This window comes from Neolewinella xylanilytica (assembly GCF_002934605.1).
In the GTDB taxonomy this organism is placed as follows: Bacteria; Bacteroidota; Bacteroidia; order Chitinophagales; family Saprospiraceae; genus Neolewinella; species Neolewinella xylanilytica.
In genome coordinates, this window is the sequence record NZ_PTJC01000006.1 from 216,560 (window position 1) to 231,936 (window position 15,377).

The window sequence follows — 15,377 nt, forward strand, 5'->3', positions numbered from 1 at the left end:
ATCAGCCCGGGCTCGGCGGCTCCACCAGGAAGGAGTAATCCGCGAGGATGTCCTGCACTTGTTGGCGTAGCTGCTCGTTGCCGGATCCCTGGAGCTGGGTCAGCAGCTGTTGGGCGATGTACTGTCCGCGACGCTCCTCAAAGGCGTAGCTCTGGGCTACGATCTGGGGGTCCAGGCTTTGGAAGTAGTCCAAACGATCGGCGGTGTTCTCGGCAAGTTGGATCACCACGTCGCTTACCCGGTCCACGTTCCCGGTCTGGAAGTAGGGGGCCAGCATCGTAAAGGCCTCGAAGAAGAACGGGAAGTTCATATTCGGGAAGGCCTGAAAATACCGGTCGCCAATTTCCAGCGCCCGTTCGGTGTCGCCGCGGTCGATCAGTTCGTTCATCGTCCGTAGCATGATCTGCTGCATCGACTGAATGGCCGGTCCGTAGCTCGTGTTCACGTGGGTCTCCACTACGTCGAAGTTGCCCCACTGCCACTCGTTCATGATCAGGTCGTAGTTCTTGTCGACGTCGACGGATCCCGCGCCGATATTCGGTGGGTACATGCTATTGGTAGGGGTGGCCGTACGGGTGGCCGTGATCTGTAGGGCGAGTCCTTCCAGTTGCATATAATCCTGCAACCCCAGGAACTTCGAAGGCTGGCAGGTCACCGCGAAGTAGATCGGCCGCTTGTAGAAGTTGGAGTTGATGATGTCCATGATGGCGATCACGTCCTTCTGAATCGCACCACCGGGCACCTGCAACGGAATGTTCTGCACCACCGGCTGACCGGCGGGGGTAAGCCAGGGAGCCTGGGCCAGGCGGCCCGGATCCACCCGGATGCTCACGTTACAGGTGCTGTAGGTCGTTTCTATGATGCGGCCACCCTGGGTAGCCAGGTTTTTATCCGTGGCGATCTCGTCCATGAACTCGTCGAGGCTCACCTGCGGACCGGAGGTACACGGAGCCTCGGGTTGCTGGGGATTGTAGTACTGTACCTGATTGCGCAGCCGGCCCCGCAGTTTATCCTCGCTCAGTTGCAAATCGATCACCGGGCTGTCGTTCATCTGGTAGCGCAGCAGGTCGATGTACCAATCCACGGCGATGAGGCTCAGGTTGACCACGCGTACGTCCGTGCGGATACCCTCCACCTCCTGGGCGTACCACAGGGGGTAGGTGTCGTTGTCGCCGTAGGTGAAGATGATGGCGTTTTCATCCACCGATTCCAGGAAGTTGTGGGCGTAATCCCGGGCGGCGGTGTGCTCCGAGCGGTCGTGATCGTCCCAGTTCTGGGTGACCATGAGGATCGGGGCCACGAGCACCAGGGCCGAGCAACCGATCGCTGCTCCTGCGCCCCGCGCCCTGAACCTTGCCTTGACGAATTCGTAGATCGCCGGCACGGCCATGCCCATCCACATACAGAAGGTGAAGAAGGAGCCGACGAGTACGTAGTCGCGCTCCCGGGGCTCATTGGGTGGCTGGTTGGTGTAGATGATGATGCCCAGGCCGGTGATGACGAACAGGGCCAGCAGGGTCAGGAACTCTTCGCCCCGTTTGCTGCTGTGCCACAGCAGGCCCAGCAGGCCGAAAATGAAGGGCAGCAGGAAGTAGGTATTCCGGGCCGGATCGTTCCGGAAGTCTTCGGGCAGTTCGTCCAGGTTGCCGAGCCGCATTTCGTCGAGGAACTGGATGCCGGTGATCCAGTTGCCGCGACTATCGTCCCAGCTGAAGTACCCTTGCTCGCCGTTCTGGCGGCCGGAGAAGTTCCACATAAAGTACCGCCAGTACATCCAGCCGATCTGGTAGTTGAAGAGGAACTTCAGGTTATCGATGGCGTTCGGGCGCCCGTAGGGAAGGGGCTGGCTCGGGTCGAGGCCCATCCACCGCTTGTATAGGTCGGGCCGCCCCTGGCTACCGTCGGCCATGCGGGGGAAGAACATCTGCTTGCCCGGCTCGTAGCGGGGGGTGATCTTGTAATTGGTGTACGCGTATTCGTCGCCCACGAGGCCGTAGCGATCGTCCAGGTCGGTGGCGATCATGTCGGCGTCGAATTGGGGGCCGTAGAGCAAGCTGCGTTCCCCGTACTGCTCCCGGTTCAGGTAGGGTAGCAGGCTGGTGACGTTGTCCGGGTTATTCATGTTGACCGGTGTCTTGGCTTCGGCGCGGATCACCACTACGGCGATTACGCTGTAGGCGATCAGGATGGTCGCGATGCCCATGGCCGCGAGCTGCACGCCCTGGTCCTGGTGCTTGTGGGCGTAGCGGAAGGCGAGGTAAAGGCCGCCGCCGTAGGCCAGCAGCGTAGGCAACAGGCCGATGTGCACCGGCAGTCCGCTGTTGACCATGCCGATCTCGAACCACTGCCACACGGTGGGTACGCCGATGATGACCAGGGTCTGGATGATACCGATCATGAGCACGCCCGAAATGCCCGCGGCGATGAACTCCGCCCACTGCGGCAGTTTACGGCCGCCCAAAAAGTAGGTGGCCCCGGCAATGGCGCAGATGGCCAGGATCTTGCCGGTCAGGGAGATCGAGGTGAGTAGCAGGCTGGCGGCGAACAGGTAGCCGACGATCTTGCCCACCCGCGTCAGGAACAATTGCCCCCGCTCGCGCAGGTAAAACAACAGGGTGATGAACGGCAGTACCAGGATGCTGAGCAAGTGAACGCCGCTGGACAGCCCGATACAGAAGATGCTGAAGATGAGCCAGCGGTAAGCCAGGTAGTCCAGCTCCCGCGGGGTGGTGTAGTAGCGGATAGCCGCCCACACCGTCATACAGGTGAAGAAGAACGACATGGCGTAGACCTCGCCCTCCACCGCGGAAAACCAGACGGAGGTGGTAAAGGCCGCGGCCAGTCCGGCGACGAGTCCGCCGCCGGCGACGGCGATGACCTGTCCGCCGCCCACTTCGGCCCGGGCATCCCGTCCGGTCAGGCTAAGCAGGCTCAACCGGATAGTCGACCAGGCCAGGAAGGTGGCCCCGAAGGCGGTGCAGATCGCCGACATCCCGTTGACGAAAGCGGCGATCAGGGCCGGATCGTCACTCAAAAGATTACCCGCCGATGCGAACAGCCGGCCGATAAGCAGAAAGAGCGGCGCCCCGGGCGGGTGAACCACTTCCAGTTTATAGGCACCCAGGATGAACTCGCCCACGTCCCAAAGGCTACCGGTGCGCTCCACGCTGAGGAGCAGAACAACGGCGGTGATGGCGAAAACGATCCAGCCGGTGAGCTTATGTAAGCGATGTAATTTACCCATATACGGAATGCTTGTCAGGCTTGGGGTAAATGTACGAAACTTGTCGTACTTGTCCGGGGCCAAGCCGTTGGCGAAACGCTGCAAAGCTAAACATTATTCGACCGCCCGGAATGCAGAGTGGCCGAAACGTCGGGGAGGGGATTTGAAAACGCGGTGGGCGGGACAAGATTTTGGCTGCTTTCCGCACCTGCCGCAACAGGGTGTACGGTGCCCCGGCACAAGATGGCCCCGCATTGGTAGACTGACGGCTTCTGCGCGGATAGCCGGTCGGGGCGGGGCATCACGCCCATGGCAGCTCGTTTGGTAAATGCCACCGCCACATCCCGTGGTGTAGGAAGTGGCGGTGGAAGCGGGTTGGGGCGGGTAACCGGAAAGGCGGTGATTACAGCCCCAACAGCAGTAGCGTAGGATCTTCCAGCAACTCCTTTACCTTCACCAGGAAGGTGACCGAGGAGCTTCCGTCGATCACGCGGTGGTCGTAGCTCAGGGCGATGTACATCATGGGCCGCACCACAACCTGGCCGTTCACCGCGATGGGCCGTTCGATGATGTTATGCATGCCGAGGATAGCCGACTGCGGCTTGTTGATGATTGGGGTGCTCAACATGCTGCCGAAGACGCCGCCGTTGGTGATGGTGAAGGTGCCGCCGGACATTTCCTCGATGCTCAGCTTGTTGTCCCGGGCTTTCGTAGCCAGTTCCTTAAGCTTGTGCTCGATTTCCGCGAAGTGCAGCGACTCGATATTATGGATCGGGGGCACGACCAGGCCAGTGGGCGTCGATACGGCGAAACTGATGTCGACGAAGTCGTGGTAGGTGAGTGATTTCTCGTCGTCGGCGATGTGGGCGTTCACATCGGGCATCTCCATGAGCACCTGGGCGCAAGCCTTGGCGAAGATGGACATGAAGCCGAGCTTGACGCCGTACTTGTCCACGAACTTGTCCTGTACTTTTTTCCGCAGGTCCATCACCGCGCTGAGGTCGACCTCGTTGAAGGTGGTCAGCATGGCGGTTTCGTTCTTAGCGCTGACCAGTCGGGTGGCGATGGTGCGCCGCATCCGGCTCATCTTTTCCGTGCGGGTACTCCGGCTGAAGGCTTCTTTTCCGGCCGAAGAGGCGGCGGTCTTACCGCTCGGGCCGGTCGTTTTAGCGGCGGCGGGCGGCGGCGCGGCAGGAGCGGGCTTTTCCCGGGAAGGGGATGCGGGCGGGTTTTTAGCGGCCTGCTGCGCGTCTTCCTTTGTGATGCGTCCGTCGCGGCCGGTGCCGTTCACGGTCTTGGGGTCTACGTCGGCCTCACGCAGAATCTTGCCGGCGGCGGGACTGGGGGTGCCCGTCGCGTAGGTCTGCTCGCCGCCAGCCTTGGCGGGTTGGGCGGCAGCTTCGGGTTTGGCGGCACCTTCGGCGGCCGGGGCTTTGGGTTCTTTGGGAGCGTCACCGGAGGCGCCTTCCTTTACGCTGGTATCGATTTTCGCTACTAGGGCACCGATTTCCAGATCGTCGCCTTCCCCCGCTACGTAAATTAGTTTTCCGGCGGCTTCGGCGGGAAACTCCAGGGTAGCTTTATCGGATTCGAATTCGCAGATCGGCTCGTCGAGCTCCACGTACTCGCCATCACCCTTCAGCCATTCGGAGAGGGTGACTTCGGTAACGGATTCCCCGATAACCGGGACTTTCATTTCGACGATGCTCATTACAGGGAAAGATTTCGTGGATTAACGCGGATGGGTAGCTACGGTTGGGCGCCAAAGGTAAAGTTTCCCCGCAATACCCTCTGCGGTAGAAAAAGACTGCGATAAGAAAGTGCATCCCTGCTATGCTTGCCGTTCCGTACCGTTCGGGGTTGGAGGGGATTTCCTATTACCCCGCCGGCGTATTGTTTGCCACCGGCCTAACCGCAAGCCCGCAGATAACTTACTTTTGAGCCGATGGCACCTCCCCGATCGATACCCCGCTACCGCCACTGGCTCAGTTACCTTTGGGAACAATCGTTGGAGGTCACTTCTTCCGAGTTCAACGAGTACCTGGAGGTCTGCCTGGTGCACGGTCGGCTGCAACTCGTTGCCGAGGAAGCGATCTACAGCTTCGGTGACTACTACCTCAACTTTCGCAAGTTATTTGAGGTGTTCGATTACGAGCAATTACCGGAGCACGCTTCGGTACTGGTGCTCGGCTTAGGCCTGGGAAGCATCCCCGAGCTACTGGAAAAGTACGTGGGCGTGGAGTATACCTACGTGGCCGTGGAAATCGATCCGGTGATTATTGAACTGGCCAGCCACTATAGTCTGCCGGAACTGGCTAGCCCGCTGGAGGTCGTGCAGGCCGATGCCTTCGCCTTTTTGCAGTTGGACGACCGGCGCTATGACCTCATCTGTGTGGACGTCTTTCAGGATGCACTCGTTCCCGAGCATCTGGACGGTTTTGACTTCGTCGAGCTGCTCCGCTCCCGGTTACACCCGGGCGGCGCCCTTGTCTACAACCGGCTGGCGTCGAGTATCCCCGACCGGAATGCCGCACGCAGCTATTTCGAGGAAACCTTTGCTCCCGCGTTCACCGCCCCCCATCTTTACGACACCGGCGGCAACTACCTGCTGGTGAACGACCGGCGATTCCTTAATTTGCCAGCATGAAGCGGATCTGCCCCGAATGCAAAGAAGAATACACCGGTCGCTCCGATAAGCGGTTTTGCTCCGCGATGTGTAGGTCGACCTTCCACAACCGTGCCCGCGCCGAGGAGCAAGTGTTCCAACGCACAATCAACAATATTCTCCGCCACAACCGCAACATCCTCGCCGAACTCAATCCGGATGGGAAGGCCAGCGTACGCCGCGACCGCCTCATCGATCGGGGGTTTAAATTTCGCTACTTCACCAACGAATACGCCAGCAACACCGGCAACCTGTACCACTTTTGCTACGACTACGGCTATAAGGTGGAAGAGGGGGATTGGGTGTTGATCATTAAGCGGCAGGAGTATGTGGAGTAGTCGCTGGCTTCGCCAGCTCTTTAGTCTTTTAGGGGGAGTCTTTTAGTCGGCTGGCTTCGCCATCCGGGGTAGTCTTTTAGTTGGCTGGCTTCGCCATCCGGGTAGTGGGGCAGGGGGGCTTTAGCCGAATAGTTCCTTAATGGCCTTTTCCCGCGCTTCGAAGATGCCGAGGACCTGACGGTGCACGAATACTTTGTCGGCGATGGTGCCCAGGATGCCGAGGGGGGCTTGGTAGTGCAGCACGTCCAGCATTTCGGTGGTGTTTTGGTCGCGCATGCGAAAGTGGTGCTGGTGGTGCCAAAGCGCGAAGGGGCCTACCCGCTGGTCGTCGATGAAATGGTGATGGGGCTTCACTTTCGTGATCTCGGTGATCCAGTCGGTAGTGAAGCCGGGAAAAGGTCGGATGCGGTACTGGACGATCATGCCCTCGTACATTTCCACCCCCCGGACCGGAGAACGGAGCTCGAAGTGGACGTCGGAGGGCGTCAGCTTTTCCAGGTTTTCCGGGCGGCTGAAGAAATCCCAGGTTTCCGTGAGGGAACGGGGAACGACGGTGGAGAATTCAAGACGGCGTGGGGTCAATGTGGAGGGTGTTGTGGAAGTGAGGGGTATAAGCACCGAATAGCGAAAATTCGCTTTTGGTTCCGAACCCTATTCGGCCAGCCAAAAGTAAAACGAGGGCGGATGGTTGGGAGCCGTATAATGTTTGTTAAGATTAAATTTCGAACAAAGAAATACGCACTCTATGTGTTATTAGGTATATTTGTGCGCCCATTCTGACATTTGTATGGAGTAGGCAGTACGCTTTACCTTTCAATAAGTAACACTATGCAAGCAAGACCACAGACCCGCTATAGTGACGAACAATTAGCGGAGTTCAAGGCTATCATCGATGCAAGGCTAGCCGAGGCACGCAAGCAATTGCAGTTCTATCAGGACCAACTGGCCGAACACACGAACAGCGAAGAGGGGAAGGTGCGCGGCCTGGACGACGGCACCGGTACCATGACCAACGAGGAAACCCATCGCTTGGCTAACCGCCAGCAACAGTTGATCCAGCACCTGGAGAACGCGCTGCTGCGCATTCAGAATAAAGTCTACGGAATCTGCCGCGTTACCGGCGAGCTCATCAGCCCGGAGCGCCTGCGCATCGTGCCGCATACCACGCTAAGCATTCATGCCAAACAGAACCGTTAGTCTATAGATACAAAGTCGATTACGTAAATTGGCAACCTGTCCGTTCCCACGGAGAGGTTGTCTTTTTTTTGGCCAGTCCCTTTCCCTTCTTTCGTTATGTCCCGTAAGGCACTCGTGATCGGTATTCTCCTTACGGTATTGGTGCTCGACCAGGCGCTCAAGATCTGGGTCAAGACGCACCTGTACTACGGCGAGCAATTTGAACTCCTGGGTATGGACCGTGCCCTCATTCACTTCGTGGAAAATAACGGAATGGCCTTCGGGCTCAGCCTGGGCGGGCGGATCGGCAAGTTGCTCCTTACCGGATTTCGTATCGTAGCCGTGACACTGCTAGGCTACTACCTCTACCGGCTCCTCCGCGAACGGGCCTCCCGCTGGCTGCTGGCGGCGTTCGCCTGTATCGAAGCGGGGGCGATCGGCAATATCGTCGACAGTGTATTCTACGGAGTACTCTTTTCGGATTCCGGTCCCCACGGCGGCGTAGCCACCCTGCTGCCCGCGGGCGGGGGATACGAAAGCCTGTTTTACGGTCGGGTAGTGGACATGTTTTATTTCCCATTGTTCTACGGCGTTTACCCCGACTGGGTACCCTGGCTCGGCGGCGCGCCATTCCTGTTCTTTCGGCCCATCTTTAACCTGGCCGACGTTTCCATTTCGCTGGGGGTAATGCTGTTGTTGACCTACTACTATCTGCGCAAACCGTAAGCCGGCTGGCTCAACTTTATGGGGGTGGTTTGGATTCTCTTTCTTTGCGGTGCGTAATTGCCGCCAACCGTCCACTAAAGCCGACCCGCTTGCTCCGCCTGTCCTCCAATGCCACGCTTTTCCTGAAGTTATTCATTCCCGTCTTCTGGACTACGGTGCTCGTCGGCCTAACCGCCGTTACGTGGCTGGCGCCGGAGCACTACTTTGGTGGCGTTCCGCTGCAATCCCTGCGGTACGCTATGCTGCTGGTACTGGTGGCGGGAGTGGGCACTTTTCTATTAGCGCTGTGGCCCCTTAAGCGGGTAGAAACCGACGGAGCGTACCTATACGTAAGCAATTACTTCAAAACCGCCCGCTACAATCTGCTCGACGACGTGGCCGTGGTCCGGGAAAGCCGGTTCCTTTTCCTGAAACTTTGTACGGTGGAACTGAAGGCGAAGGGTACCTTCGGGAAGAACCTGCGTTTCGTGGCTTCCCGGAAGTCTTTCGACGATTTCCGTAGCGAATTCGCCGGCGTGGTGCACTTTGCCGGCTAAGGCGCTACAATCGGGTATTGATGACGTTGTTATACAGGGATCCGAAGGTATAGCTGAATCCAAAGCTGACATTCGCGCTGTAGTTGGTCGCCAGCTGCACCTGGCCGAGTAGCAGGTCGGTGTCACTGATCTCCCCGGCGGGCAGGCTGATCTGGTCGTTGATGATGTCGTAGCTGCCGCTTACACTGATCGAAAGCCCCTTGATGAGCCGGACGTTGGCGCGGGCGTCGATGGCGAGCCGGTTTTTAGATAAGTCGTTGAGAAAGTTTCCGGCCGATACCCCCGCAAAAACCGATCCCCAACGCTGGCGGATGCTCAGGTTCATGTCCAGGCTTTGGCGGGCCAGGCTTTCCTCGGTCTTCAGGAAGACCGTCTGTTGGGTATACTGGTTGTAGATCCAGCCCAGGCGATAGGCGATGGTAAATTCCTTGAAGGGCACTTCGTTGTAGTCAAAAATGTTGTACTCGATAGCGGGCATGATGCTGATGCCGAGGTCGATGTTGCTGTAGGTGGAGGAATTGATGCCGGGGAAAAAGCCGATCGACCAGTGGTTGCTGATGCTTTTCACCACGCGGCCGTCGAACCACTGGTCCCGGCGGATGGAAGTGACCTCCGTTCCATCGGTTTGGGTCACCCGCTCAATGCGGTAAAAGAAATTCGGACTAAACCGAAGGCGCCAATCGGGGGTGGTACGGTCGGCGTCAAAACCAAGCTGAAACTGGCTTTTGCTCCGCTGGCTTTCCGTATTCGCACTGAAGCTGGCCTGTGCCTCGAAGATCCAGTTGTTCCAATTGTCCTGTGGGGCTTCCGAATTATCGTCGACTTCTTCCTCGGAAACTTCCGGTACTTCCGCCATCAGATCGACGAGATCGGCGTAATCGGTACCCGCCAGAAAACCGGCCAAACCAAGTTCAATGCGCTTGTTAAGGTATTCATCCCGTTCCAGGCCGGTCATGACGGCGGTGGTCGACACCTTGAAGTTTAGGCTGTTTCCCGCCAGTTCCTGTTGTCCTTTAAACTGTAGATCGTACACCCGTCCACCGTTGGAAAGGTAGTTGGTCACAATGAACAGATTGACCTGGGCATTGACGGGGTCGATGGTGTGGTTGACGTAATTCAATTCCTGCTTGAGCAGGGTCCTGTTGCAATCGCATTCGGTAAACAGGTTCAGTCTTTTCTGCCCATAGCTCATCGAGGTAAATAGAAGAGCGTACGCCAAAATGGCGTAAATGGGAACAGATCGCATTGGCAGGGTGGTTAAATCGCAAAAATATACAATAAGCGAACGCCAGGTCAACCCCATGATTACCCCATTTTATTTGCCCCTGGGCAGTTACTCCGTATTGCGCGCCTCCGCCAGTGCTTGTTTATATACGCTAAGGGCGCGCTCTCTTCCGAATTTGTAAGGTACGATCGGCTCGGCGGGATAAGCATCCGTTCCGTATTCGGCTACCCAGCGTTTCACGTAGCGGTAGTCTTTATCGAATTTACGTTGCTGGCTGTCGAAGTTGAAAATCCGGAAGTAAGGTTGGGCATCAACCCCGCCACCCGCCGCCCACTGCCAGCCACCGTTATTGCTGGCAAGCTCGTAACACAGTAACTTGTCGGCAAAATATTTTTCTCCCAGGCGCCAATCGATGAGGAGGTGTTTGGTGAGGTAGCTCGCAACGATCATCCGGATGCGATTGTGCATGAACCCGGTCGCATTCAGCTGCCGCATCCCGGCGTCAACGATGGGCACGCCGGTCCGCCCCTCGCACCAGCGTTCGAAATGCTCTTCGTCGTTGAGCCACGGGATGTGGTCGTACGCCTTGCGGTAGTTTCCCGTCGCGACGTGGGGGAAGGCCTGCAGGATGTTGGAGTAGAAATCCCGCCAGATCAATTCCCCGAGCAGGGTGTCATTCGTCGATTGGGCGAGGCGGGCGCGGTTGCGGACGCTGACGGTACCGTGGCGGAGGTGGTGCCCCCATCGGGTAGTGCCCTCCACGGCGGGGTAATCCCGCTGCTTATCGTACTGGCTCAGCAAGCTTGTTTTTTCGGCTGGCGGGGGTAGGTCGATTTCCGTGCGCTCGAAGCCCATGGCTTCCAGGGAGGGAATAGGGTACGGCGCGCTTTCTTGCAGCAAATACGTGGTGTAGCGTTCGGTAGGGTAGGGCTTGAGGTAATAGCTCAGCGGTTTGCCGGCGTGGTCGACCATTCGGCTCTCCAACCTTTGCCGCCAAGTGCGCATATAGGGGGTGAAGACCGTGTACGGACCACCGGCTTTCTTCTGCACCTCCTCGCTTTCGAAGATGACGTGATCCTTAAAGGTACGGAAGGAAATATCGCGCAGGGACAGCAGATCGGCCACCGCCCGGTCGCGTTCCAGGGCGTAGGGTTCGTAATCGCGGTTGGTATATACCGCCCTGGGGCGTAATTCGTCCCGCAACTGAGCCCATATTTCAAGGGGAAAACCATAGTACACCCGCAGGTCACTACCGTAGGCCCGGTACGCTTGCGCCAAATCGCCGAGGCTATCGTGGATGAAGGTGACCCGGGCATCCTGCTGGCTGGGTAACTTGTCCAGAATGTTGCGGTCGAAGATGAAGATCGGTAGGACGGGGCCGCCAGCTTTGAGGGCGTGGTAGAGTCCGGCGTTGTCGCTGATTCTTAAGTCTCTTCGGTGCCAGAAAATGGTCGCTGGCTTCGCCATGGGGAGTGGGGTAGTCTTTTAGTTCGTTAGTGGTGCAGTGGACGAGGCCTGGGATTTGGGGTTGTTGCCTGGGATTTGGTCGCTGACCTGTATAGTCGCTAGCTGCGCTATCTCATTAGTCGTCGGCTTCGCCGTCGGGTAGTCTTTTAGTTCGTTAGTGGTGCGGTGGACGAGGCCTGGGATTTGGTAGTCGCTAGCTGCGCTATCTCATTAGTCGTCGGCTTCGCCGTCGGGTAGTCTTTTAGTTCGTTAGTGGTGCGGTGAGCGGGGCCTGGGATTTGGTAGTCGCTAGCTGCGCTATCTCATTAGTCGTCGGCTTCGCGGTTGGGTAGTCTTAGTTCGTTAGTGGTGCGGTGAGCGGGGCCTGGGATTTGGGGGTGATACCTTGGCTTGAAGCGCTGACCTTGATTTCCATAGCTAGGGTATCTGGCTCGTCGGATGGATAGCGCGAGTGCATAAAGGGAAAAAAGTAATCGGGCGAAATCCAAATCACCGTTGAGGTTACTTTTGAGGATTGGCTCACACCGCGTTCGAAGTTCTAGCACCTGCGCTCCGTCGCCCAAAAGCATTAGAGCGGGAAGCCTCTAACAGACTAACGAACTAACAGACTACCCCGCATGGCGAAGCCAGCCGACTAACAGACTACCCGACTAAACCTCATCCGGATCCTCATACTCCACCCGGAATTTCTCGATCATGTCCTCGCTGAGGCTGTCCGCATAAACGCCGTAGGCATCGACCAGAAGGCCTTTGGTGCCGTCAGCGGCTTCGATTCCGTAGAGGACGCTGTTGTCGCCGGCGCTGCTCATACCTTCGAAGCGGTAGGTGTGGGTGATGGTGAAGTCGGAAGGGTTGTAGTTCTTCCCGTTCTGCTTACACTCCAGGTATTCCTCTTTCTGATTAAAATCTTTATTGTAACCCTTTTTCTTGAGGTCTTCAATGGCGAAAGAGAGACTGTCGTAGGGGTTTTCTTGTAGGATCGGCACGTGTGTATGGTAATGGTACGCAAGTATAAGTCGCTTGCTACCCCGGCGGTTCGCAGCTTAGAGGGCGTAAAACAGGCCGAGGTGGCCGCCGAAGGCGCGGCGAATGCTCGTGGAAGCATCGCTGGCTCCCGGTTTGATGATGTTGCTGAACCCCTGGAGGTAGCGCCCGTCAATCTGTATCGTCACCGGACCGAACTCCAGGTTGAACCCAAGCCCGGCGCGGAGGCCGTAGTTAATCCGAAAATCGAGTTCCCGGCCGTAGTAGGTATTGGTGGGGTAGTTGGACGGATCGAAGCTAGCCGGAAGGGTTTCGGTTTCGCCGATCGGTATCGACACGTACGGGCCCGCCTGTAGCATTGGCTGGATCCAGCCCTGGCCCACGCTGAACTGGGTAAGGATTTGCAGGTCGACGTATTCGGTTTCCCGGCGGTATACCCCGTCATCCGTCAGGTCTTCCAGCCAGCCCGCGCTTTCGTAGCTGATCTCCGCCTGAAAGCCCACCAATTGTTTGTCGAAGTACCGCAGCGCAATGCCGTATGAGCGCCCTTCGATGGTGTTCACGTCGCGGTTTGGCGTGAAATCAATTTCGCTGTAGTGTTGTCCGCCCACCACCCCAAATTGCAGGCGCCGAAAGTTGACGGTATCCGCCTGCCCCGCGAGGGGAGCGGCGGTCAGCAATAGGAAGAGGTAAAGCGGGAAACGAAGCATAAACGTGTGGGCGCCGGGGCGCGGGTGCAAAAGTAGGCAGGAAATCATAAGCCAGTCTACCGGACCATCGATCGATCGGACAGTCGACGAAATCCGGCAAGGAAGCGTTATACCACTATGGTAATACGCGTGGTGCTGATGCTCTGGCTCGGAATGCTGGTTCGGACCCTGCCGGGGCAGATAGCCGATTTTTTCCTCGACCCCGCCGGCAAGGCCTATTATCTCCTGGAAGACGCCCGCCTGGTAACACCCAACCCCCTGGGAGAAAATACGTACAGCTTTTACGATAGCAGCCTCGGCACCCCAGACTATATCGACGTTACCAACCCCTTCCAGATCCTGGTCTACTACCGGGAATACGGCACCGTAGTGGTCCTCGACCGTACCCTCAGCGAGCTAGATCGCATCGACCTCTTCGCCAACCCGAGTATCCGCCAACCGGGCGTCATCGCCCGAAGCTACGACAACGGCATGTGGGTCTTCGACAACTGGAACTATCAACTCCTGCGCCTCAACGGGGATGGGGAAGTAGCGCAGCAAACCAACAACTTGCGGTTACAACTCGGCATCACCGCACCCGCCGATGCGCTCTTCGTCGACCGTAACGCCATCGTGTTGTACTTCGCCCCCGAGCAACGCATGGCGGTCTTTACCAACTACGGCAAGTTCCGGTTCTGGGTGCCGGTACCCGAAGGATTGACTCTCTCCTGGCGCGCGCCCCGACTGTTAGCCATCGGCGAGCGGGATCACTGGATCTGGACCCCCGACGAGCGGGAATTGCTCTCCCTGGGCCCGCTGCCGGCCGATCTTCCGCTACAGCCCCGGGTACTGGTAGGGGCGGAGGGCTATTTCACGGCGGTGCCGGGTCAACTGGAAATACGGGGGACGGTGTTTTCAAACAAAAATTAATAAAACAATTTGTTTGATTAATCGGGATTCCCTAACTTTGCTACCGACGTTCGAAAAAAGGTTGCAAAATGAAACATTCCCTCACTCGCCTGACGGCCTTCGTCGGCAGGCACTGGCTGCGGCTTGGCCTGATCGGCTGCGCCCTCTTCCTGCTCTCCCAGAAGCAGGTCAACTTCAACGTAAAACTCGGGCATCCGGACGGTAGCGAACCAGTTCCGGCCCTGAGTCCGGAGTCACCGACGGTGCCGGCACCAACCGATGCCCCCGTCACCTACTATACCGACGAGGGTGGGGCGGCGGTCCGGTCGGGGGGCTTCTTCTCCCGCTTCAACTTCTTCGGAGGCGACGAGCCGGACCTGTTCGACCGACTCACCGGAGTGCCGGATGCGGAAGTGGAAGCCTTTTTGACCCGCTTTGCCCATGTCGCCCAGGCCGAACAGGAAAAATTCGGTATCCCGGCGAGCGTTATCCTGGCTACGGGGCTGCTGTATAGCCGGGGGGGGCAGTCGGCTCCGGTGCGGGAACTAAACAACTATTTTTACCTTTCCTGTGGGGCGGACTGGCAGGGCGCGACGGGCCAGTCGGAAGGACAATGCCTGCGACGCTACGAGAGTGCCTGGACGAGCTTCCGCGACTTCAGCCTGACGCTCACCGGGGGCGAGTTTTCCCAGCTAGCGCAGTTTGGTCCGCGCGATTACCGCCGCTGGTCGGCCGGTATGCAAGAGCTCGGTTTGCTTGGCAACGACCGGCTCGCTTCCGAAATTCAGCGGACGATCGATCGCTACCAGTTGTTCCGATTCGATTAGTCGGGAGGTGACTACTCTTCCTCTTCTCCCAGCTTTTCAAACAGTTGGTTGGCAAGCAGGTAATGGTACCACTTGAGCAGACGCTTAACGTCACTGCTGTGGACCCGCTCCTTATCATAGGTCGGCAATACGTCCTCGAAATAATCGAAGAGCCGCTCGCTCGTTTCGTTGGCGGCCGGGGCGGGGTTATCCTCCTGCTGTTCCAGCATCCGGTCGAATACCTTGCGTAGGGGCTCGGCGTCCCCGTCATCGGTATAAACGGCCATGCTTTCGAGGGGGGCGAATTGGTGCTTACGGGCCGGGGCGAAGCGACGCTTGCCGGATTCCATTTCTTCCACGATTACTCCTCCCTTGCGCTCTTTGACGACGGTGTAGAGTCCGGGTAATCCGGTGACGGCGATGATCTCTGCAAATTTCATGGGGCGAAGGTAGTTAGTATTTTAGTCGACTGGCTTCGCCATTTGGTTAGTCGGGTAGTCGAACGGCTTCGCCATTCGGTTAGTCTGTTAGTCAGCTGGCTTCGCCATCTGGTTAGTCAGGTAGTCGTCTGGCTTCGCCATTCGGTTAGTCTGTTAGTCAGCTGGCTTCGCCATCTGGTTAGTCGGGTAGTCG

At 57.9% G+C, this 15,377-nt stretch carries 15 protein-coding genes; 7 read left to right on the forward strand and 8 right to left on the reverse strand.

Going from position 1 to position 15,377, the window contains the following annotated elements; translation table 11 throughout:
• Position 1: 1 nt before the first annotated feature.
• Both CLV84_RS22080 and odhB read right to left on the reverse strand, forming a co-directional pair.
• Entirely contained in the window at positions 2-3,244 is a 3,243-nt protein-coding gene (locus CLV84_RS22080) for a glycosyltransferase family 117 protein (protein ID WP_245911471.1), read from the reverse strand.
• A 382-nt stretch (positions 3,245-3,626) separates the two neighbouring features.
• A complete protein-coding gene (odhB, locus tag CLV84_RS10190; protein WP_104419692.1) occupies positions 3,627-4,934 on the reverse strand; it encodes a 2-oxoglutarate dehydrogenase complex dihydrolipoyllysine-residue succinyltransferase in 1,308 nt (435 codons plus the stop codon).
• Positions 4,935-5,168: 234 nt separating this feature from the next.
• On the opposite strand from odhB, the gene CLV84_RS10195 reads away from it, so the two are divergent.
• Together CLV84_RS10195 and CLV84_RS10200 are read left to right on the forward strand one after the other, a co-directional pair.
• Positions 5,169-5,870, forward strand: coding sequence for a spermidine synthase (locus CLV84_RS10195; protein ID WP_104419693.1), 702 nt, complete (start codon positions 5,169-5,171; stop codon positions 5,868-5,870).
• Entirely contained in the window at positions 5,867-6,226 is a 360-nt protein-coding gene (locus CLV84_RS10200) for a hypothetical protein (protein WP_104419694.1), read from the forward strand. Before CLV84_RS10195 ends, CLV84_RS10200 begins: the two co-directional genes overlap by 4 nt.
• A 120-nt stretch (positions 6,227-6,346) precedes the next feature.
• On the opposite strand, the gene CLV84_RS10205 is transcribed toward CLV84_RS10200, so the two are convergent.
• Positions 6,347-6,808, reverse strand: a complete 462-nt coding sequence (locus CLV84_RS10205; protein ID WP_104419695.1) for an SRPBCC family protein — start codon at positions 6,806-6,808, stop codon at positions 6,347-6,349.
• Between the two features lie 246 nt (positions 6,809-7,054).
• Between CLV84_RS10205 and CLV84_RS10210 the strand changes: the two genes are divergently transcribed.
• The 3 genes from CLV84_RS10210 to CLV84_RS10220 all read left to right on the forward strand — a co-directional run bounded on the left by CLV84_RS10210 (position 7,055) and on the right by CLV84_RS10220 (position 8,664).
• On the forward strand, positions 7,055-7,423 hold the full coding sequence (locus tag CLV84_RS10210; RefSeq protein ID WP_104419696.1) for a TraR/DksA family transcriptional regulator: 369 nt from the start codon (positions 7,055-7,057) through the stop codon (positions 7,421-7,423).
• A gap of 96 nt (positions 7,424-7,519) precedes the next feature.
• Complete coding sequence (locus tag CLV84_RS10215) at positions 7,520-8,128, forward strand: lipoprotein signal peptidase (RefSeq protein WP_104419697.1); 609 nt, start codon at positions 7,520-7,522, stop codon at positions 8,126-8,128.
• 89 nt (positions 8,129-8,217) lie between these two features.
• Positions 8,218-8,664: a hypothetical protein gene (locus tag CLV84_RS10220; RefSeq protein WP_146088775.1), complete on the forward strand. Its 447-nt coding sequence runs from the start codon at positions 8,218-8,220 to the stop codon at positions 8,662-8,664.
• A gap of 4 nt (positions 8,665-8,668) precedes the next feature.
• Here the strand turns inward: CLV84_RS10220 and CLV84_RS10225 are convergent, their stop codons facing one another.
• From CLV84_RS10225 to CLV84_RS10240, 4 genes are all read right to left on the reverse strand, one after another.
• Positions 8,669-9,910, reverse strand: a complete 1,242-nt coding sequence (locus CLV84_RS10225; RefSeq protein ID WP_146088776.1) for a hypothetical protein — start codon at positions 9,908-9,910, stop codon at positions 8,669-8,671.
• Between the two features lie 87 nt (positions 9,911-9,997).
• Entirely contained in the window at positions 9,998-11,356 is a 1,359-nt protein-coding gene (locus CLV84_RS10230; protein WP_104419700.1) for a cryptochrome/photolyase family protein, read from the reverse strand.
• 650 nt (positions 11,357-12,006) lie between these two features.
• Positions 12,007-12,342, reverse strand: coding sequence for a phosphoribosylpyrophosphate synthetase (locus tag CLV84_RS10235; RefSeq protein ID WP_211295245.1), 336 nt, complete (start codon positions 12,340-12,342; stop codon positions 12,007-12,009).
• A 57-nt stretch (positions 12,343-12,399) separates the two neighbouring features.
• Positions 12,400-13,050, reverse strand: coding sequence for a porin family protein (locus tag CLV84_RS10240; RefSeq protein WP_170067658.1), 651 nt, complete (start codon positions 13,048-13,050; stop codon positions 12,400-12,402).
• Positions 13,051-13,167: 117 nt separating this feature from the next.
• Here CLV84_RS10240 and CLV84_RS10245 point away from each other — a divergent pair, with 117 nt between their 5' ends.
• On the forward strand, positions 13,168-13,959 hold the full coding sequence (locus CLV84_RS10245; RefSeq protein ID WP_104419702.1) for a hypothetical protein: 792 nt from the start codon (positions 13,168-13,170) through the stop codon (positions 13,957-13,959).
• A 68-nt stretch (positions 13,960-14,027) separates the two neighbouring features.
• Positions 14,028-14,765, forward strand: a complete 738-nt coding sequence (locus CLV84_RS10250; protein ID WP_104419703.1) for a glucosaminidase domain-containing protein — start codon at positions 14,028-14,030, stop codon at positions 14,763-14,765.
• A gap of 11 nt (positions 14,766-14,776) precedes the next feature.
• Here CLV84_RS10250 and CLV84_RS10255 read toward each other — a convergent pair whose 3' ends face one another.
• On the reverse strand, positions 14,777-15,184 hold the full coding sequence (locus CLV84_RS10255; RefSeq protein WP_104419704.1) for a DUF5606 family protein: 408 nt from the start codon (positions 15,182-15,184) through the stop codon (positions 14,777-14,779).
• Between the last annotated feature and the right edge of the window lie 193 nt (positions 15,185-15,377).

What these genes read in the sequence shown, in the direction of transcription:
- CLV84_RS22080 (WP_245911471.1), bottom strand. Translation starts at nt 3,244, where the DNA reads ATGGGTAAATTACATCGCTTACATAAGCTCACCGGCTGGATCGTTTTC.
- odhB (WP_104419692.1), bottom strand. Translation starts at nt 4,934, where the DNA reads ATGAGCATCGTCGAAATGAAAGTCCCGGTTATCGGGGAATCCGTTACC.
- CLV84_RS10195 (WP_104419693.1), top strand. Translation starts at nt 5,169, where the DNA reads ATGGCACCTCCCCGATCGATACCCCGCTACCGCCACTGGCTCAGTTAC.
- CLV84_RS10200 (WP_104419694.1), top strand. Translation starts at nt 5,867, where the DNA reads ATGAAGCGGATCTGCCCCGAATGCAAAGAAGAATACACCGGTCGCTCC.
- CLV84_RS10210 (WP_104419696.1), top strand. Translation starts at nt 7,055, where the DNA reads ATGCAAGCAAGACCACAGACCCGCTATAGTGACGAACAATTAGCGGAG.
- CLV84_RS10215 (WP_104419697.1), top strand. Translation starts at nt 7,520, where the DNA reads ATGTCCCGTAAGGCACTCGTGATCGGTATTCTCCTTACGGTATTGGTG.
- CLV84_RS10225 (WP_146088776.1), bottom strand. Translation starts at nt 9,910, where the DNA reads ATGCGATCTGTTCCCATTTACGCCATTTTGGCGTACGCTCTTCTATTT.
- CLV84_RS10230 (WP_104419700.1), bottom strand. Translation starts at nt 11,356, where the DNA reads ATGGCGAAGCCAGCGACCATTTTCTGGCACCGAAGAGACTTAAGAATC.
- CLV84_RS10240 (WP_170067658.1), bottom strand. Translation starts at nt 13,050, where the DNA reads ATGCTTCGTTTCCCGCTTTACCTCTTCCTATTGCTGACCGCCGCTCCC.
- CLV84_RS10245 (WP_104419702.1), top strand. Translation starts at nt 13,168, where the DNA reads ATGGTAATACGCGTGGTGCTGATGCTCTGGCTCGGAATGCTGGTTCGG.
- CLV84_RS10250 (WP_104419703.1), top strand. Translation starts at nt 14,028, where the DNA reads ATGAAACATTCCCTCACTCGCCTGACGGCCTTCGTCGGCAGGCACTGG.
- CLV84_RS10255 (WP_104419704.1), bottom strand. Translation starts at nt 15,184, where the DNA reads ATGAAATTTGCAGAGATCATCGCCGTCACCGGATTACCCGGACTCTAC.